The following is a 16,283-nucleotide window of genomic DNA, read 5'->3' as shown; positions in this document are numbered from 1 at the left end:
GCCGCTTTTCCGAAGGCGTTTTCAGAAACGTCCTACTGCTTTCGTCGTGGCCGCTAGCTGCGCTGAGCAATAACCTAACCCAATGGACCCAGGGAGCTTTGCAATGAGAGTGCCCCAGATACTGGCCATCGCACTGTTGGCCATGCCGCTGGCTGCAGCGGCCGCCCCCGAGCTGAATATAGGTGGCTTGTACGACTACCTTGACGGCAACAAAAGTACCCTGCTCAAGAAGGTGCGCAATGGCGGCGACAGCACGGCGTTCGTCAAGGTCAGTGTCGTCGAGCTGGTGTATGACGAAGCTGGTGTAGCGCGGGAGATCGACACCGAAGGCCTGCCGCTGGAGCAACGCGGCCTGGTCGCTAGCCCCGCCCGGCTGATCGTGCCGGCCAAGGGCATGCATGCGGTGCGCCTGCTGTATCGCGGCTCGCGGGCCGAGGAGCGCTATTTCCGCCTGCGCTTCATGCCCGTGCTGCCTGAGCTGGGTGACGGGTTTGCTGTGGACGAGCAGCAGGCACAACAGTACCGCGACAGCCTCAGGGCGGGGGTGAATTTGCTGGCCGGTTTTGGTTCGCTGCTGTTCGTCAGGCCTGCGCAGGCGCACTACCACACGCCGGTCCGGCGGGAGGGCGGGTTGTTGACCGTGGCCAACGAGGGCAATGCCACCGTGGTGCTTGACCATTTCCGTCAGTGCCGCGCGCCGCAGGAGGCGTGCGAGCCGGCCACCAAGCATCACTTGCTGCCGGGCCGTAGCCGCCAGTTCGAGGGGGATGTCGCGCGTATCCACCAGTTCGAGCTGCACGAAGGTGACCAGCGCACGGCCATGGTAATGGAGCGATGAAGGTGTTGATGAACCGACTGGCGCGTACCTGGCTGGGGGGCGCACTGTGGTTTGTCACGCCTGTCGTCATGGCACTCGACGTGACGATCACGGCGCAGTATCTGGGCGGGGGTACGGGGCGCTTCGACAACACCACCCCGCCAGGCGGGCTGTGCAGCAGTTGGGGCAATGCCTGCAGAAACCGTACTACGGTGACATTACCCATCACCTATGACAAGAAGACCACCAAGGGCGCTGTTGATCCACGCGATCATTTCTATGTCAGTTTGCCGGCCAGGCGCGAGGTTGATGTCTATCACGACATCACGGGAGAGTCGCGTCGCCTTACGTTCGAGTGGACTGCGCTTAGTCAACACGTGCAGACCAGCGGCTCTATTTATGATCACCCGCTTTATAATCGGATACTCAGTGGGGGGTGTCGTGAGCGTGGGTACGTTTCCCAAATGCGGCCTGCCAAAGTCAGCTATCTTTGGGACGTCGAGCAGCCGACTGCGCCTTCGCCTTGCTGGAGTTATAGTCGCACAGCCCCGGAAGGACGAGTGGAAGTCGCCTCGGTGCTGGAGACCAGCGTCGCCTATGAAATGACCACCACACCCCCTTTTCGCATGCCCAGTGGCACTTATCGCGGCAGCCTGACCTACAGCATCGGCCCAAGGGGGGACTTTGACTTTGGCAACGATGTCACTGCCCTGAGTGGCAGCAGCCTGACCGTAAATTTTGTGCTCGACGTGCAGCACGCCTTCCTCTTCGAGTTCCCGCCTGGCTCCGAGCGCGCGGTGCTTGAACCGCCAGGGGGCTGGCAAGCTTGGTTGGCCGGCGGCAAGCCACCGCAGCGGCTCAATCGCGACCTGCCATTCAGGGCCTGGTCGACAGGCCCGTTCAAGGTTTACAAGCTCTGCCAGTACGATGTGGGTCCCGAGTGCGGGATTCGCAACGAGCACAACGACCAGGTGCCGGTACTGGTCGCACTCACGCTCCCAGGGGGTATCCAGCACGCGGGGGGGCAGGTTGAACGCCTTGCCCTGCCAAGCGGCGCTCAGGCGGCGCTGCAGTTCGACGCTGTGACACCGACCCTCAACCGTCGCGGCCAGTTGCATTTCGACGTTGAACGTAGCCAGGTGCAAAACATGCTGAGGCATCCCGGCAGTACCTACACCGGACAGGTAACCGTCGTATTCGATGCTGAACTGTAGGCATCACCAACGAGAGAGGCACCATGCACACAGCCCTGGTGGTCGATGACCACCCCTTCATCCGTGCCACCGTCTGCATGCTGCTGCGCCAGCAGCGTGTGCAGGTGGTCGGCCAGGCAGACAACGGCATAGACGCCGTGCGCCTGGTGCGCGAGCTGGTGCCGGACCTGGTGATCCTCGACATCGCGATGCCAGGCCTGGACGGGTTGGAAGTGATCGCCCGTATCAAGGCCTGCGGCCTTTCGTGCAAGGTCGTGGTGCTGACCTCGCAACTGGCCGAGGCGTACTCGCTGCGTTGCCTGCAGGCCGGTGCCGCAGGTTATGTGGCCAAGACCGATGACCTGGACGAACTGGGCAAGGCCGTCGCTGCCGTGTTGTCGGGCTTCACTTATTACCCCGAAGTGGCCATGAGCTCCGTGTGCAGGCAGGACCTGCGCGCCAGTGAGGCCCAGTGCATCGCCAGCCTCACCGACCGCGAATTGACGGTGCTGCTGTACCTGGCCCGTGGCTATGGCAACAAGGCTATCGGTGAAGCCATGCTGTTGAGCAACAAGACCATCAGCACCTACAAAACGCGCCTGCTGGAAAAGCTCAGGCTCACTTCGGTCATTGACCTGGCGGATTTCGCACGCCGTAACCAACTGATCTGAACGTGCATTTGCGTGACCCTGAAGCCATGTCGTTGGCGTTGATCCATGTCGTTGCGTGTACTGGTGGTAGATGATGCGTTGATCAACCGCTTGTTGCTGTCACAACAGCTCGATCATATCGGGCATCAGGTTCAACTGGCCGAGGACGGCGCACAGGCGCTACGCCTGTGGCTCGGTGGTCATTTTGATGGGGTGATCACCGACTGCGGCATGCCTCGGCTTGACGGGTATGCCCTGGCGCGCGCCATCCGTGAGCACGAGCGGCGAAGTGGCCGGCCACAGTGCCGGGTTATCGGCATGACGGCTACGGTTACACCCGCAGTTCGGGCGCGTTGCCGCGCAGCCGGGATGGATGACTGCCTGCTGAAGCCGCTGAGCCTGAAGCGCCTGGTGCAAACGTTGGCCCCGATCAGCCCTGCAGTGCTCGACATTGAACATGTGCAGCGCCTTGTGGGTTACGACAAGGCAGCACTGCACGCGTTACTGGAAGCGTTGCGCACCAGCAACGTTCAAGACTTTCAGCAACTGAGCAAGTTACAGGAGAACGTTGAGGCCTTGGGCCAACTCGCCCATCGCATCAAAGGGGCTGCGCGCATCGCCCGCGCCAGGGAAGTGGTTTACCAATGCGAGCGCCTGGAACGCCAATGTAGCGACAAGACGCTCGCACCCGTCGACCTGAAAAGGGACGTGGAGGCACTTCGCCAAGCGATGCTGTACCTCGATCGCCAACTGGCCTCACACGCCCTGCGGTCAAATCATGCCGAGTAACAGGAGCACCAGCAGAATCACCAGTATCACGCCCACGATGCCCGAAGGGCCGTAGCCCCAGCTGCGCGAGTGTGGGAAGACCGGTAAGCCACCAATCAGCAGAAGGATCAGGATGATGATGAGAATCGTGGTCATGACGGAATCCTTGCATGGTTGAGGGTCAAGGGCCTCTGACGGCTGGCCTCTTGTAAGTAAAGACCGGCGCCGCGAGGGAAAGATTCCATTTGTGTGCAGCCAGGCAGGTGTAACTGACCATGCAGTCATGCCCACCCATTCACTACCCTGATGAACCCTGCCTGTCCGCCTGGTCTTGATTAGACTCGCTGCACAACCACTTGGAACAAGGCCAGCCACCATGCAAAAACGCATCATGATCACCGGCGCCGGGTCCGGCCTCGGCCGCGAGATCGCCCTGCGCTGGGCGCGTGAGGGCTGGCGCCTGGCGCTGGCCGATGTCAATGAGGCCAGCCTGCGCGAAACACTTGCGCTGGTCCGCGCCGCTGGCGGCGATGGCTTCGTTCAGCGCTGTGACGTGCGTGACTATAGCCAGCTGACAGCCCTGGCCCAGGCCTGCACCGAGCAGTTCGGCGGTATCGACGTGATCGTCAACAATGCCGGTGTTGCCTCGGGCGGGTTCTTTGCCGAACTGTCGCTGGAAGACTGGGACTGGCAGATCGCGGTCAACCTGATGGGCGTGGTCAAGGGCTGCAAGGCCTTTTTGCCGCTGCTGGAGCGCAGCAAGGGCCGCATCATCAACGTCGCCTCCATGGCTGCGTTGATGCAGGGCCCAGGCATGAGCAACTACAACGTGGCCAAGGCCGGCGTGCTGGCCCTGTCTGAAAGCCTGCTGGTGGAACTGCGCCAGCTGGAGGTGGCGGTGCATGTGGTGTGCCCCTCGTTCTTCCAGACCAATCTGCTGGACTCGTTCCGTGGCCCGAACCCGGCGATGAAAGCGCAGGTTGGCAAGTTGCTGGAAAGCTCGCCGATCAGCGCGGCGGACATTGCCGAGTACATCTACCAGCAAGTCGCTGCTGGCGACTTCCTCATCCTGCCTCACGAGGCAGGGCGACAGGCCTGGCAATTGAAGCGTCAGGCCCCGGAGCGGCTGTATGACGAGATGGCCGAAATGGCCGTAAAAATGCGGGTAAAAGCGCTGCCTCGATGAATCTACTGTAGGAGAAGTTACCCCGAGATGTAGGGTTCTTCTGAATAGCGGTGGAGCTATTGAGTAGCCGAATACTTACGCGTCAGGCTCCGTTTTTCCCTTTCGCTGGAGGAACGGAACATGCTGGTAATTGGGCGCGAAGTCGGCGAGATCATCGTGATCGGCGATGACATTCGGATAATGGTGGTAGATACCCGGGATGGGGTCGTGCGCTTTGGCGTCGATGCCCCGCGTGAGGTGCCGGTGCATCGGGCCGAGGTGTACAAGCGCATCAAAGCGGCGAAGCAGGGCAAGGCCTGACCCGCTATTCCAGTAGCTCACGGGGCACGTCATGCTTGGCCAGCAACTGGCACTGTTGGCTCTCAAGGTCGAACAGGATGAACGCCTGCCCCTTGGCCAATGCCTGGCGTACCCGCAGCACACGGGTTTCCAGTGGGGTATCGTCGCCATTGTCGGTGCCGTCGCGGGTGACGAAGTCTTCGATCAGGCGGGTCAGGGTTTCGGCTTGCAGTTGGTCGTAGGGGATCAGCATGGTAGGTGTTGTCTGAAGTAGGTGTGGGCATGCTACGCGAAACATTCGTTATTTTGGGGCCGCTTTGCGGCCCCAGGCCCCTCAGCCTTTATTGCCAACCAGGCTGTCCACCGCCGGCACCCGCGTGTCGCTCTCCATTTGCGCATCATGCTCCAACTGGTGGCTGAAGCGCTCGAGCGAAGCATTGGCTGGCTGCGAATCGCTGGCGAACACCGGTGGGCTCAACAGGTAAGCCGACAACAACCGGCTGAGTGCCGCCAGGCTGTCGATATGGGTACGCTCATAGCCATGGGTGGCATCACAACCGAATGCCACCAGCGCCGTACGAATATCGTGCCCCGCGGTCACCGCCGAATGTGCGTCGCTGAAGTAATAGCGGAAGAGGTCGCGCCGCACCGGCAGGTCATGGTCGCCGGCCAGTTTCAGCAGGTGCCGGGACAAGTGGTAGTCGTAAGGCCCCGACGAATCCTGCATGGCCACGCTCACCGCATGTTCGCTGGACGCTTGGCCGGGCGCTACCGGGGCAATGTCGATGCCGACGAACTCGCTGACATCCCAGGGCAGGGCGCCCGCCGCTCCCGAGCCGGTTTCTTCGGTGATGGTGAACAGTGGGTGGCAGTCGATCAGTGGTTGCTGACCGCTTTCAACCACGGCCTTCAGTGCCGCCAGCAGCGCGGCTACGCCGGCCTTGTCGTCCAGGTGGCGGGCGCTGATGTGACCGCTCTCGGTGAACTCGGGCAAGGGGTCGAAGGCCACGAAGTCACCAATGCTCACGCCCAGCGCCTCGCAATCGGCACGGGTGGCGCAATAGGCATCTAGGCGCACTTCCACATGGTCCCAGCTGACCGGCATCTGGTCGATGGCGGTGTTGAAGGCATGCCCGCTGGCCATCAGCGGCAGCACGCTGCCACGGTATACGCCAGTATCGGTGAATACGCTGACGCGGCTGCCTTCGGCGAAGCGGCTGGACCAGCAACCCACCGGTGCCAGGGCCAGGCGGCCATTGTCCTGCAGCTGGCGCACGCTGGCACCGATGGTGTCCAGGTGGGCGGATACGGCACGGTCGGGGGAGGTTTGCCGGCCTTTGAGGGTGGCGCGGATGGTACCGCGCCGGGTCAGCTCGAAGGGGATGCCCAGCTCGTCCAGGCGTTCGGCCACGTAGCGAACGATGGTGTCGGTGAAGCCGGTGGGGCTGGGGATGGCGAGCATCTCCAGCAGCACGCGTTTGAGGTAGTCGAGATCGGGTTCGGGATGTCGGTCGGACATGGTCGGGGACTCCTTTAATCCTGTGCTGGCCTCTTCGCGGGCTTGCCTGCGAAGAGGCCATCAGCAGTTACGCCAAAGGCCGGCTATGCGGAAACAGCAAGTCGATGAATCGCTCGGCCGTGGGCTGCGGTTCATGGTTGGCCAACCCGGCACGCTCGTTGGCCTCGATGATCACGTACTCCGGCTGCCCGGCATCGCGCACCATGAAGTCCAGCCCCACCACCGGTATCTCCAGTGCCCGCGCAGCGCGCACGGCAGCGTCGGCCAGTACCGGGTGCAGGCGTTCGGTCACGTCTTCCAGGGTGCCGCCGGTGTGCAGGTTGGCGGTGCGCCGCACAGCCAGGCGCTGGTCGGCGGGCAATACGTCGTCATAGCCAAGGCCTGCCGCCCGTAACGTGCGCTCGGTTTCATCGTCCAGCGGAATGCGGCTTTCACCAAAGGTCGCCGCCTGGCGACGGCGGCTCTGGGCATCGATCAACTGGCGGATGCTATGCCTGCCATCGCCCAGTACCTGAGCCGGGTGGCGGATGGCAGCGGCCACCACTTCGTAGCCGATCACCACGATGCGCAGGTCGAACCCGGCATGAAAGCTCTCCAGCAGCACGCGGCTGTCAAATTGACGGGCGTGCGCCACGGCGCGGGTGATGTCGTCGATGCAGGTCAGGTTTACCGCCACGCCCTGGCCTTGCTCACCATCCACCGGCTTGACCACCACTGCGCCATGCTCGTCGAGAAACGCCAGGTTGTCGTCGGCATTGCCCGCCAGCTGCTGCGCCGGCACCTGCAGCCCGGCGTTGTGCAGTGCGTGCCGGGTCAGGCGTTTGTCCTGGCACAGGGTCATGGTCACGGCGCTGGTCAGGTCACTGAGCGATTCGCGGCAGCGAATGCGCCGCCCGCCCAGGCTCAGGGTGAACAGGCCGCCAGCGGCGTCGTCTACCTGCACGTCGATACCCCGGCGCAGGGCCTCGTCAACGATGATGCGGGCGTAGGGGTTCAGCTCGGCTTCAGGGCCCGGGCCCAAAAACAGCTGCTGATTGATGCCGTTCTTGCGCTTGACCGCGAAGGTGGGCAGGTTGCGAAACCCCAGTTTCTGGTACAGGCGCTTGGCCTGGCGGTTGTCGTGCAGCACTGACAGGTCGAGGTAGGCCAAGCCCCGGCTCATGAAGTGCTCGATCAGGTGGCGCACCAGCACTTCACCCACGCCGGGGCGGGTGCATTGCGGGTCCACTGCCAGGCACCACAGGCTGCTGCCGTGCTCCGGGTCGTCGAAGGCCTTGGCGTGGTTCAGGCCCATGACGCTACCGATCACCGCGCCGTTGTCTTCGTCTTCGGCTAGCCAGAACACCGGGCCGCCCAGGTGCCGGGGGGTGAGCAGCGCGGCGTCCACCGGCAACATGCCGCGTGCTTGATACAGGGTGTTGATGGCCTGCCAGTCGGCCGGGTTCTGTGCCCTGCGTACGCGAAAGCCGCGGAACACCCGCTGCGCCGGACGGTAGTCGGTGAACCACAGGCGTAAGGTGTCGGACGGGTCGAGAAACAGCTGCTGCGGCGCCTGGGCCAGCAACTGCTGTGGCGCGGCCACGTACAGGGCGATATCGCGTTCGCCGGGGCGTTCGTCCAGCAGGTCATTCGCCAGGCTGACCGGGTTGGGGTAGGTGTGGCCGATCAGCAGTCGGCCCCAGCCACAATGCACGGCACGTGGCTGGTCGTGGGGCTGGCTGCCGTCGCCAGCCAGGCGTGCCTGCAGGCGCTCGTAGGACGGCGCCTGGCCGCGCAGCAGGCGCTGACCGTAAGCGATTTCATGGGCTTTCATCGGTCAGATTCCTTGTTCGCTCAGCCACAGGTTAAGCGCCGCCAGTTGCCACAGTTTGGAGCCGCGCAGCGGGGTAAGCTGGCCATGCGGGTTGCTGAGCAGGCGGTCGAGCATGGCCGGGTTGAACAGCCCTCGGTCCTGGCTGGGGTCGGTCAGCAGCTCGCGCACCCAACCCAGGGTGGCGCCTTCCAGGTGCTTCAGGCCCGGTACCGGGAAGTAGCCCTTCTTGCGGTCGATCACCTCATGCGGGATCACCCGTCGCGCTGCCTGCTTGAGCACCTGCTTGCCGCCGTCGGGCAATTTGAAGCGCGCCGGAATGCGCGCCGACAGTTCCACCAGGCGGTAGTCGAGGAACGGTGTGCGTGCCTCCAGGCCCCAGGCCATGGTCATGTTGTCCACGCGCTTGACCGGGTCGTCCACCAGCATCACCGTGCTGTCCAGGCGCAGCGCCTTGTCCACTGCATCCCGGGCACCGGGGCGGGCGAAGTGTTCGCGTACGAAGTCGCCGGCAGCGTCGGTTTCCAGTAGCCAGGGCGCCTGCACGGTGTCGCGGTACTCGGCGTGGCTGCGGTCGAAGAACGCGTCGCGATAGGCGGCATAGGCATCCTCGGCGCCGTCCACCTGCGGGTACCAGTGGTAGCCGGCGAACAGCTCGTCCGCGCCCTGGCCGCTTTGCACGCCCTTGCAATGCTTGGCCACTTCCCGTGACAGCAGGTAGAAGGCGATGCAGTCGTGGCTGACCATCGGCTCGCTCATGGCACGGAACGCGGCCGGCAGTTGGTCGATGATCTCGTGTTCGGCAATGCGCAGCTGGTGGTGGCGTGTGCCGTAGTGTTTGGCGATCAGGTCGGAATACTGGAACTCATCGCCACGTTCGCCGCCAGCGTCTTCAAAGCCGATGGAGAACGTCGACAGGTCGTCCACGCCCACTTCGCGTAGCAGGCCGACCAGCAGGCTGGAGTCGACCCCGCCGGACAGCAGTACACCCACGTCCACTGCAGCACGCTGACGGATGGCCACAGCGTCGCGTGTGGCGTCGAGCACGCGGGTGGTCCAGCCTTCCAGGTCCAGCTCGCGCTCGTCCGGGTTGGCGCCGTATTTCAGCTGCCACCAGGTCTGTCGTTCCACTTCGCCATGGCAGTCGATACGCATCCAAGTGCCGGGCTCCAGCTTCTGCACATTGGCCAGCAAAGTGCGCGGTGCCGGTACCACGGCGTGGAAGTTCAGGTAATGGTTGAGCGCCACCGGGTCGAGCACCGGGTCGATGTCGCCTCCCTTGAGCAGGGCCGGAAGGGTCGAGGCGAAACGCAGGCGCTCGCCGTTGCGTGACAGGTACAGAGGTTTGACGCCCAGGCGGTCGCGGGCCAGGAACAGGCGCTGGTTGTCGCGCTCCCAGATGGCCAGCGCGAACATGCCGTTAAGCTTGGGCAGCAACGCCGCGCCCCAGGCGTGGTAACCCTTCAGCAGCACCTCGGTATCGCCGTCGGACCAGAAGGTATAGCCCAGGTCCTGTAGCTCCTGGCGCAGTTCAGGGAAGTTGTAGATGGCACCGTTGAAGGCCAGTGACAGGCCCAGGGGGTTGTCGACCATCGGCTGCGCCGAACCGTCGGACAAGTCCATGATTTTCAGGCGCCGGTGGCCCAGGGCGATCGGGCCCTGGCTATGGAAGCCCCAGGCATCCGGGCCTCGTGGGGCCAGGTGATGGGTAATGCGCTCTACCGCAGCCAGGTCGGCTGGGCGAGGGGCTTGGTCGAGGGGGGTGAAACGTAACTCTCCTGCTAATCCGCACATGTAACGTAAACCCTTTGAGTTTCGGCACTCTTGGCGTTACTGGCTTTTAGCTCGTACCATTTTTGTACCACTTTCCAGCGATTTCAGCTTATCAAGCTCAGCCCAGTCATTCGGCGAGTTGATCCACTTCGCGTATGTCGAAAGCAGCACCTGTACGCTATGCCCGAGTTGCGCGGCGATGAATGCCGGGTTCATGCCGGCCATCAGGCACATGGTCGCGTATGTGTGGCGCGTGTCGTACATCCTGCGGCGCCTGATACCAAGCTTCCGCAGAGCTGCCAGCCAGTAACGTTTTTGACTCGTCTCGGAGCGTATGTACATCTCCGAGCGGTCACCCGTCCCACTGGGTGCGAACACGTAATCTGAACGCGCCTCGGTGAGCGGCCTGGCTTTTTCGAGCGCATGCAGGGCGCGATCGTTCAATAAAACTTTCCGTCCGCGCTTCGTTTTGGTGCGATCCTGGATCACTCCACGGATCTGAATGCGGCACACGTTGGCAGTCTTTCCACGCCTGTCGATCTCGCTCCAGCGCAGAGCCATCACCTCGCCAGGCCGCATACCGGTGTAGAAACAGAATTCGAAATACGCCGCGTAAATCGCCGTCAAACCGCTCGTCGTTTCGTACAGATGGGCAATGATCGAATCCGCTTCCTCTTTGGTGAAAGGGTCGACCTCACGCTTCGGCACTTTGGCGCCCGGGATAGACAGGGCCGGGTTTCGAACGATCAACTCGTCTGTCACTGCCTGCTGGAAGATCGACACCAGCAGGCCGACCACGCCCTTGCGGCGTACCGGGGAAGTCCACTTGATGTCGTTCATTATCTTGCGCAGGAGCACTGACGTGATGGTATCGATCGGCTTCTCGGCCAGGTACGGAACCCAATACACCTGCAGGGCAGAGCGATAGTTCTTCCGAGTACCCTCCACGATTTGCAAGCTGTTGAGCCAGTCCTGCGCGTAATCAAAGAAGATCGGGGTAGTTTGCTCCTGCACCACCACGCTGCGCGTATTGGGAAACAGCTCGGCGTACTTCTCTGCCGTCAGAGCGCCGAGCCTGTCCAGGCCCTTTACTTGAGCACGTAGAGCCGCTGCTGCTGCGATCCCTTTCGCGGTTTGAGGGAAGGGGAGCGTCTCGCAGCACCGCTTCTTGTTCCAGGTGAAGCGAATTCGGATTGAGCGCCCGACAAGCTCGACTCCGGCCGGCAGGTCCATAGGCTTTCGATCCATTCGTCATATCTCCTTTTGCTGTACATGATCCTGCCGTTGATCTTCATCCACACCCAGTTGGGGATGATGCCTTTCTCGCGCTTGCGTTGAAGCGCCTTCGCTGTACACCCCACCAACTCGCCCATCCGTTTTTCGGTGACCTTGTCGTGCACATGGTCTTCGGGCAGATTCTCTGCTGCTGCCATCGCTATTCCTCCTGGCGCGTCAGGTTGTGGTTGTCACGCTGATCTGTCACGGCAGCGATAAGTGCATCGCAGCGTTTCACGATTTCGTCCAGCGTCTGCTGGCGCTGGGGGCGATAATTGGCCATGTACTGGCGGTGCTGCTCGGCTTCCTCTGCCGCGCTGTCCCGCAGGTCTTCGAACAGGTTCAAGTCGCAGATCACCTTGCCGGCTAGCTCATCGCGGTAGGCGATTAAGTCGACTGGTCGGCGCAGATCTCGCCGCGCATTCACCGCCCGCAACACCGTGTTAACTGCTGAGCTGATCCGCGCCTTCTGAACCTCGGTGAGCTGCTCCGCTGGGGTGTCGGCATAGTTGCTATCCAGATGCAGCGCATCGCATGCCGCCTGGAAGTCAGACGTGTATAGGTGGCCCTCGGCGCTCTTGGCCCGCTGGCGCCAGTAGGCAGCCCGGTCATGCAGCGCTTCAAACTCGGCCAGCAGGGCGAGGACATTGGCCGGATTGGCGCCAGCGATGAAAGCCGCATTGGCGCGGCACTCTTCATCCGTTTTAACCCGGCAGTTGGCGAAGGCCTCCGCGATCATCCCGCTGTTCTCATGCGCCACGTAGGCGTACAGGAGGTGGCCGTGCTCATTGATGTATTCGCCTTCCGTGACCCACTGGCCAGGTGTGGCGCGTTGGGCTAGCGCCTTCAGCTTTGCTTTATCGATGGTCATGCCCGCTCTCCCATAGCCTGCTTCATCAGCGCGTACGTTTTCGGTGCGCGGCTACCCTTGCACCAGTCCAGGCCGACCTCATCAAGGAAGCACTGGCTGATTTCCTCCCAGTGGCTGGCCAGTCCTGCCCAATCCTTCCCGTGGCAGACCATCTCACCCATACGGGGCTTCCACTCAGGGATCAATTCAAGGAGCTTGATGCAGCGATTCAGGTCGTCTGGATCGAGCGGATAGTCGAAGTAGCCGTTCTTCGGCGTCAGTCCCAGCATGTGGTCGTGAATAGCTCGCGACGACATGCCTACCTCGCCGTCACGCTCCCACGCAGCGGCACGCTGCTCGACGGTCTTGTCAGCGCCCGGCATGGTGGTGTCGTAGCCAAGTGGACAGCCGGCCCTTTCCAAGGCGTCGACGCAAGCCTGCTCGAAAGTCCTCTGGCTGACCCGGCCTTGGATCAGGTCGTTCATTGTCGGCGTGATGGCGTCCAGCTGGCGCTGGTTCAGTTTGTGTTCGCGCAGCACAATGCTCATGCCCGACCTCCTGCCAATTCTGCCAGCTCAGCCACCAGCGCCTCAGTGCGCCCGTAGAACTTCCCGGTGTCCTCGTTCACGAACCGCTCGAGCACGGTGGCCACCGCTTGCTGGTTGGCCAGGCCGCGCAAATCGGCGTCGGGTATGGTCGCGTCGGTGGACGGCGCGTGCACGAAAGCCTCCTGACTGATCAGCAGGGTGCGCACCGGGCGAATGCCCTTGCACTTGCTCACCCAGTTCGTATCGGGCACGCACCAGGGCAGCATGTGAAGGCACCAGGCAGTTGCTGCGTTCGACTTCTGACTGCTGGTCCAGTACTCGCTAAGGCCAAACGCCTGGGCCGCGCCCCTGACTGTGTACGATCCGTCGTGACCCCATTCTGGAAGCTGTAAGAGATTGCAGCGCAGCACCTGCAGCTCCTCGATCGACGGGATGTGCCAGCCCCAGGTGCCCCGGATGTTCATGCCCAGCACCTTGCGGGCGATGGCGCTGCCCTCGGCTGCCATGGCCTGGGTGTTGGCCATCCCGTCGAAGCGCGATGTGGCGCCACGTATACGCGGGCGCGGGCCTTCTTCCTGCCACCAGTGGGCGGCTACTTCGAACTCCCGGCCTGCATCGATCACCGCGTGCTCGGCGCCGCCGAAGAAGATCCGGCCGGCGAAGAAGCCGCCAGCCAAGGGCTGCCCAACGGCAGGGAGGGCGGCGTGGTTGATTGTTCGACGCTTTTTCATGGCAGCCTCCGGAAGTGGTCGGCCAGCACCCGGCGCCCGTCCAGGCCGCACGCGGCAGACAGGTCAGCGATTTGGCCAAAGGTTGTTTCGCGCTGCTGCAGGGCATCCCACAGCAGCAAGAGCAGGCCGGCCTGGCTCATGACTGCTGCTCCAGCAACACCTGTTGTTGCAAGGCTTCCAGGCGCAGGGCGGTGTCGATCTCCTGATCCAGCTCTCCAGCAGAGAGCCAGCTGTCGCCGCGCACCACCAGCAGGTCTTCGTCGGGATCTTCGATACGCTCGCGGTCACGCAGCCACCGGTACCGGCGGGCATCAGCCACCAGCTTGACGTGCTCGTCGATGCTGAACGCTGGCGCTTCCTCGACGGCACCTTCAGCCACGCGGCGGGCGTGGATCTCTTCGCGGTCAACGATCACCCCGCGCGGGGCCTCAATCCCCAGGCGAACCTGGCAGCCGTTAACCTGGGCCACGCTGACCCGGATGTTGCCGCCGATGATGACGGCTTTGCCGATGTTTCGACTTAACATGAGCATCGGTGAATCTCCTTATTTAAGACGAGCGAGTACCCGCCGAATAACTTGGCTTTCGAGTGAAGTTGTGGTGTTACTTGGCGGAAGCTATGCCTTGAAAAGGCTGAACACTTCGCGCTTACTTTTTCCGACCATTCCGGCGATTGCTGAAACTTTCACTTGTGCGTCGGTGTGCCGCTTAATCTGATCAGCATCAAGCTCACCGAGGCGAGTATGTTTCATGACCTTCTCGCATTTGCTGAACTCACGGCGAACCCCCTGCATCGCATTATCCACCGCAATGAATGCTTGATCGCTTGGCGGAACAATCCGATAACCCTTGCCGCGCACGCTGACGATGTAGATTTGATGCTGAGTCAGCAGTGCCTCTTTGAACTGCTCGACACGATCCAGAATTACAAATTGGCAATTGACCATCTCTTTCGCGGTGCTGGGCTTCGGCAAGTTCAACGCCCACTCCAGCCAGGCGTGACTGATGAGCTGCCCGTCCTCGAATTTGTCAGCAAGGAATTGCTCGATGGCCTTGTCCAGGCTCCAGCTATTCGGCTTGAGCGGCACGACAGCCATCACAGCACCTCCACGGCGAACCGGCCGAACTTCGGGCGGTAGTCACCGACGCCACAGTACTGGCCGGCGTCTTCCAGGCACTTCAGCACCTGGTCACGGTCGATGGATTCCTGATCGTAGGCAATCTCACAGACCACGGCCCAGGAGCGGAAGAGGGGGCGATATCGCGTGATCCGAGCGGTGCCGACCTTCACGCTTCTCGCATCGTAAAACTGCTCGTCCCACAGGCCTTCGACAGTTCGCGGGCCTTCGTAGATGATCGGGCAGCGGGTGTCCATGATTTCGACAGAGCGCTTGAGCTGGGTACCCATCTTCGAGAGTTTACCGCCAGCGACAAGTGCGGATTCGATGTTGATGCCGGGCAAGAAGGGGCCGATGGATTCATCAAAGTAAAGTCCACCACGCCACTCGCTGCGGGCGATAAGTTCATGATCTTCATCAGACTTTTTGCGCTTAGAAGTCAGTTGCTTATGCGCTTTGGTCAATTTGTTCAATGGGTCAGCGAAAACGTCGGCGTGAACGAGAAGCGGACGGGTGCCTACGATTTTAACTTTCAGAGTTTGCATGTATATCTCCAATAGATAGCTGCGTGTGCCTTTTCGCCAGATGCGATGCACGGTGCTTTGCGTGTTGGAACTTTAAAACAACCTCGGTGAAGTTGCTTTGAAGTTGTCACTGGATTAAGCGCCAGTGACTTCGCTGCGGATTACCGCCCTAGCCATGCCCGGCCGTGGCTCGCCATGCCTTACCCGACCTCACCCCAAGTGCTTTCGCACCGCAATGGCCACTCAATGAATGACCATTACGCTGACCAGCAGCCCCTGCCGCGCTCTGCCCGACCGCGCCAAGCCTCGCCTCGCACTGCCTCGTGGTACTCGGTACCGGAAAGCACCCTCAATGAAGGTGCAGACCGCTACGTTGCAGCCCTTGCCCTGGCAAGCCATGCCGGACCGAACCTCGCCGTGCCTAACCTGGCCGAACCGGGCCATGCCCGTGGTAGCTATCGCCACCGGCCTACGCTCCCGAAGAAGCGCAGGCCGCTGATTACAGCCCTTGCCACGCCATGCCCAGCCGAACCGCACCATGGCTAGCCATGCCCTACCGCGTGATGCTATTTGCACTGATCTGAACTTCCGCAGAAGGGCAGACCGCTGTAAACAGCCCTTGCCGAACCCGGCCTGACCAACGCCATGCCTAGCCGAACGCTGCCGCGCCAAGCCTCATGATGCCTTCGCACCGGACAGCGCCCTCACGAAGGCGCTCGCCGCTGCTACGCCAGCGCAACCTGTTGTTCGATCCGACGCCCTGCGAGCCTGGTTTCGATCCTCTTCTCGCCGCCACTACGACGAACCCGAAGCATCTGGTCGTCGCCAATCACTGCATGGGTGGTCAGCAGGGCGATCATGGCCATGACAGAAGGGGCGATGATCTGGCGCCTGAACGCTTCGATCACCAGGCCACGCATGGTCCTGGCGCCGAGCTTGAGGCGGGCGTCTTCAATGCGCTTCTCAACTGTCTTAGGGCTTATGCCCATCAGGCGTGCAATTTCTTTTTGGGTCAGATCGCTTGCTGCATGCAGAGTCGCCTCAAGCTCGCGCGGCGCAAGCCCCATGCCGAGAAAACCGGTCCAGCCGCTGGCGGTGATGGTTTGAGTGGTCATACAGGTTGCTCCATGCGATGAGTCGATGGAGAAAAAAATACCAAAGGCAATTTATTGTGTAAATGCTTTTGGTAATATTTTTTTGGCGATGCGCAAAAAAACCGCTCGAGAGCGGTTTCGGTCTGGCC

Annotated in this window: 21 protein-coding genes; 7 read left to right on the top strand and 14 right to left on the bottom strand. The window is 62.0% G+C overall.

Features of this window, described 5'->3' with window-relative positions; translation table 11 throughout:
- Window positions 1-103: 103 nt before the first annotated feature.
- The 4 genes from D8767_RS22535 to D8767_RS22520 are packed head-to-tail and all read left to right on the top strand — an operon-like array spanning window position 104 to window position 3,449.
- Complete coding sequence (locus tag D8767_RS22535; protein ID WP_016715539.1) at window positions 104-838, top strand: hypothetical protein; 735 nt, start codon at window positions 104-106, stop codon at window positions 836-838.
- Window positions 835-2,031, top strand: coding sequence for a hypothetical protein (locus D8767_RS28990; RefSeq protein WP_169739393.1), 1,197 nt, complete (start codon window positions 835-837; stop codon window positions 2,029-2,031). Before D8767_RS22535 ends, D8767_RS28990 begins: the two co-directional genes overlap by 4 nt.
- A gap of 23 nt (window positions 2,032-2,054) precedes the next feature.
- Complete coding sequence (locus D8767_RS22525; RefSeq protein WP_016715541.1) at window positions 2,055-2,681, top strand: response regulator transcription factor; 627 nt, start codon at window positions 2,055-2,057, stop codon at window positions 2,679-2,681.
- A 45-nt stretch (window positions 2,682-2,726) separates the two neighbouring features.
- Window positions 2,727-3,449 (top strand): response regulator, encoded by a 723-nt coding sequence (locus D8767_RS22520; RefSeq protein WP_016715542.1) that lies wholly within the window; start codon window positions 2,727-2,729, stop codon window positions 3,447-3,449.
- Here the strand turns inward: D8767_RS22520 and D8767_RS22515 are convergent.
- The gene (locus D8767_RS22515; protein WP_016715543.1) at window positions 3,432-3,584 is read right to left on the bottom strand and encodes a DUF3309 family protein; all 153 of its coding nucleotides are present in this window, start codon (window positions 3,582-3,584) and stop codon (window positions 3,432-3,434) included. The genes D8767_RS22520 and D8767_RS22515 overlap by 18 nt on opposite strands.
- A 220-nt stretch (window positions 3,585-3,804) precedes the next feature.
- Between D8767_RS22515 and D8767_RS22510 the strand changes: the two genes are divergently transcribed.
- Window positions 3,805-4,614 carry an SDR family oxidoreductase gene (locus D8767_RS22510; RefSeq protein WP_016715544.1) on the top strand — a complete coding sequence of 270 codons (810 nt, stop codon included), beginning with the start codon at window positions 3,805-3,807 and terminating at the stop codon, window positions 4,612-4,614.
- A 120-nt stretch (window positions 4,615-4,734) separates the two neighbouring features.
- Complete coding sequence (csrA, locus tag D8767_RS22505) at window positions 4,735-4,914, top strand: carbon storage regulator CsrA (RefSeq protein ID WP_016715545.1); 180 nt, start codon at window positions 4,735-4,737, stop codon at window positions 4,912-4,914.
- Window positions 4,915-4,918: 4 nt separating this feature from the next.
- Here the strand turns inward: csrA and D8767_RS22500 are convergent, their stop codons facing one another.
- The 12 genes from D8767_RS22500 to D8767_RS22450 all read right to left on the bottom strand — a co-directional run bounded on the left by D8767_RS22500 (window position 4,919) and on the right by D8767_RS22450 (window position 15,061).
- Window positions 4,919-5,146, bottom strand: a complete 228-nt coding sequence (locus D8767_RS22500) for a YheU family protein (protein ID WP_004575803.1) — start codon at window positions 5,144-5,146, stop codon at window positions 4,919-4,921.
- Between the two features lie 81 nt (window positions 5,147-5,227).
- Window positions 5,228-6,412, bottom strand: a complete 1,185-nt coding sequence (locus D8767_RS22495) for an osmoprotectant NAGGN system M42 family peptidase (protein WP_016715546.1) — start codon at window positions 6,410-6,412, stop codon at window positions 5,228-5,230.
- Window positions 6,413-6,479: 67 nt separating this feature from the next.
- Window positions 6,480-8,225, bottom strand: a complete 1,746-nt coding sequence (gene ngg / locus D8767_RS22490) for an N-acetylglutaminylglutamine synthetase (protein ID WP_016715547.1) — start codon at window positions 8,223-8,225, stop codon at window positions 6,480-6,482.
- A 3-nt stretch (window positions 8,226-8,228) separates the two neighbouring features.
- Window positions 8,229-10,016: an N-acetylglutaminylglutamine amidotransferase gene (locus D8767_RS22485; protein ID WP_016715548.1), complete on the bottom strand. Its 1,788-nt coding sequence runs from the start codon at window positions 10,014-10,016 to the stop codon at window positions 8,229-8,231.
- A 36-nt stretch (window positions 10,017-10,052) separates the two neighbouring features.
- Window positions 10,053-11,243 (bottom strand): site-specific integrase, encoded by a 1,191-nt coding sequence (locus D8767_RS22480; protein ID WP_122048439.1) that lies wholly within the window; start codon window positions 11,241-11,243, stop codon window positions 10,053-10,055.
- 187 nt (window positions 11,244-11,430) lie between these two features.
- Window positions 11,431-12,141 carry an ead/Ea22-like family protein gene (locus D8767_RS22475; protein ID WP_122048438.1) on the bottom strand — a complete coding sequence of 237 codons (711 nt, stop codon included), beginning with the start codon at window positions 12,139-12,141 and terminating at the stop codon, window positions 11,431-11,433.
- Window positions 12,138-12,668 carry a hypothetical protein gene (locus D8767_RS22470; RefSeq protein ID WP_122048437.1) on the bottom strand — a complete coding sequence of 177 codons (531 nt, stop codon included), beginning with the start codon at window positions 12,666-12,668 and terminating at the stop codon, window positions 12,138-12,140. Before D8767_RS22470 ends, D8767_RS22475 begins: the two co-directional genes overlap by 4 nt.
- On the bottom strand, window positions 12,665-13,399 hold the full coding sequence (locus D8767_RS22465; protein ID WP_122048436.1) for a hypothetical protein: 735 nt from the start codon (window positions 13,397-13,399) through the stop codon (window positions 12,665-12,667). The genes D8767_RS22470 and D8767_RS22465 overlap by 4 nt, the downstream gene beginning before the upstream one ends.
- The gene (locus tag D8767_RS28860) at window positions 13,396-13,539 is read right to left on the bottom strand and encodes a hypothetical protein (protein ID WP_163002513.1); all 144 of its coding nucleotides are present in this window, start codon (window positions 13,537-13,539) and stop codon (window positions 13,396-13,398) included. Before D8767_RS28860 ends, D8767_RS22465 begins: the two co-directional genes overlap by 4 nt.
- Window positions 13,536-13,931, bottom strand: coding sequence for a carbon storage regulator (locus tag D8767_RS22460; protein WP_122048435.1), 396 nt, complete (start codon window positions 13,929-13,931; stop codon window positions 13,536-13,538). Before D8767_RS22460 ends, D8767_RS28860 begins: the two co-directional genes overlap by 4 nt.
- A gap of 84 nt (window positions 13,932-14,015) precedes the next feature.
- On the bottom strand, window positions 14,016-14,495 hold the full coding sequence (locus D8767_RS22455) for a hypothetical protein (protein WP_122048434.1): 480 nt from the start codon (window positions 14,493-14,495) through the stop codon (window positions 14,016-14,018).
- Window positions 14,495-15,061 carry a hypothetical protein gene (locus D8767_RS22450; RefSeq protein ID WP_122048433.1) on the bottom strand — a complete coding sequence of 189 codons (567 nt, stop codon included), beginning with the start codon at window positions 15,059-15,061 and terminating at the stop codon, window positions 14,495-14,497. The genes D8767_RS22455 and D8767_RS22450 overlap by 1 nt, the downstream gene beginning before the upstream one ends.
- Before the next feature lie 225 nt (window positions 15,062-15,286).
- Here D8767_RS22450 and D8767_RS22445 point away from each other — a divergent pair, with 225 nt between their 5' ends.
- Window positions 15,287-15,586 carry a hypothetical protein gene (locus D8767_RS22445; protein WP_122048432.1) on the top strand — a complete coding sequence of 100 codons (300 nt, stop codon included), beginning with the start codon at window positions 15,287-15,289 and terminating at the stop codon, window positions 15,584-15,586.
- 179 nt (window positions 15,587-15,765) lie between these two features.
- On the opposite strand, the gene D8767_RS22440 is transcribed toward D8767_RS22445, so the two are convergent.
- Window positions 15,766-16,155 carry a response regulator transcription factor gene (locus D8767_RS22440; RefSeq protein WP_122048431.1) on the bottom strand — a complete coding sequence of 130 codons (390 nt, stop codon included), beginning with the start codon at window positions 16,153-16,155 and terminating at the stop codon, window positions 15,766-15,768.
- Window positions 16,156-16,283 lie beyond the last annotated feature (128 nt).

Source organism: Pseudomonas sp. LTGT-11-2Z, assembly GCF_003691445.1.
GTDB lineage: Bacteria > Pseudomonadota > Gammaproteobacteria > Pseudomonadales > Pseudomonadaceae > Aquipseudomonas > Aquipseudomonas monteilii.
The sequence above is the reverse complement of the archived record's forward strand: the minus strand, read 5'-3'. Positions and strand labels throughout refer to the sequence as shown.

Bases quoted from the DNA above. Each gene is read 5' to 3' on its own strand.
- D8767_RS22535 (WP_016715539.1), top strand. From the start codon at position 104: ATGAGAGTGCCCCAGATACTGGCCATCGCACTGTTGGCCATGCCGCTG.
- D8767_RS28990 (WP_169739393.1), top strand. From the start codon at position 835: ATGAAGGTGTTGATGAACCGACTGGCGCGTACCTGGCTGGGGGGCGCA.
- D8767_RS22525 (WP_016715541.1), top strand. From the start codon at position 2,055: ATGCACACAGCCCTGGTGGTCGATGACCACCCCTTCATCCGTGCCACC.
- D8767_RS22520 (WP_016715542.1), top strand. From the start codon at position 2,727: ATGTCGTTGCGTGTACTGGTGGTAGATGATGCGTTGATCAACCGCTTG.
- D8767_RS22515 (WP_016715543.1), bottom strand. From the start codon at position 3,584: ATGACCACGATTCTCATCATCATCCTGATCCTTCTGCTGATTGGTGGC.
- D8767_RS22510 (WP_016715544.1), top strand. From the start codon at position 3,805: ATGCAAAAACGCATCATGATCACCGGCGCCGGGTCCGGCCTCGGCCGC.
- csrA (WP_016715545.1), top strand. From the start codon at position 4,735: ATGCTGGTAATTGGGCGCGAAGTCGGCGAGATCATCGTGATCGGCGAT.
- D8767_RS22500 (WP_004575803.1), bottom strand. From the start codon at position 5,146: ATGCTGATCCCCTACGACCAACTGCAAGCCGAAACCCTGACCCGCCTG.
- D8767_RS22495 (WP_016715546.1), bottom strand. From the start codon at position 6,412: ATGTCCGACCGACATCCCGAACCCGATCTCGACTACCTCAAACGCGTG.
- ngg (WP_016715547.1), bottom strand. From the start codon at position 8,225: ATGAAAGCCCATGAAATCGCTTACGGTCAGCGCCTGCTGCGCGGCCAG.
- D8767_RS22485 (WP_016715548.1), bottom strand. From the start codon at position 10,016: ATGTGCGGATTAGCAGGAGAGTTACGTTTCACCCCCCTCGACCAAGCC.
- D8767_RS22480 (WP_122048439.1), bottom strand. From the start codon at position 11,243: ATGGATCGAAAGCCTATGGACCTGCCGGCCGGAGTCGAGCTTGTCGGG.
- D8767_RS22475 (WP_122048438.1), bottom strand. From the start codon at position 12,141: ATGACCATCGATAAAGCAAAGCTGAAGGCGCTAGCCCAACGCGCCACA.
- D8767_RS22470 (WP_122048437.1), bottom strand. From the start codon at position 12,668: ATGAGCATTGTGCTGCGCGAACACAAACTGAACCAGCGCCAGCTGGAC.
- D8767_RS22465 (WP_122048436.1), bottom strand. From the start codon at position 13,399: ATGAAAAAGCGTCGAACAATCAACCACGCCGCCCTCCCTGCCGTTGGG.
- D8767_RS28860 (WP_163002513.1), bottom strand. From the start codon at position 13,539: ATGAGCCAGGCCGGCCTGCTCTTGCTGCTGTGGGATGCCCTGCAGCAG.
- D8767_RS22460 (WP_122048435.1), bottom strand. From the start codon at position 13,931: ATGCTCATGTTAAGTCGAAACATCGGCAAAGCCGTCATCATCGGCGGC.
- D8767_RS22455 (WP_122048434.1), bottom strand. From the start codon at position 14,495: ATGGCTGTCGTGCCGCTCAAGCCGAATAGCTGGAGCCTGGACAAGGCC.
- D8767_RS22450 (WP_122048433.1), bottom strand. From the start codon at position 15,061: ATGCAAACTCTGAAAGTTAAAATCGTAGGCACCCGTCCGCTTCTCGTT.
- D8767_RS22445 (WP_122048432.1), top strand. From the start codon at position 15,287: ATGAATGACCATTACGCTGACCAGCAGCCCCTGCCGCGCTCTGCCCGA.
- D8767_RS22440 (WP_122048431.1), bottom strand. From the start codon at position 16,155: ATGACCACTCAAACCATCACCGCCAGCGGCTGGACCGGTTTTCTCGGC.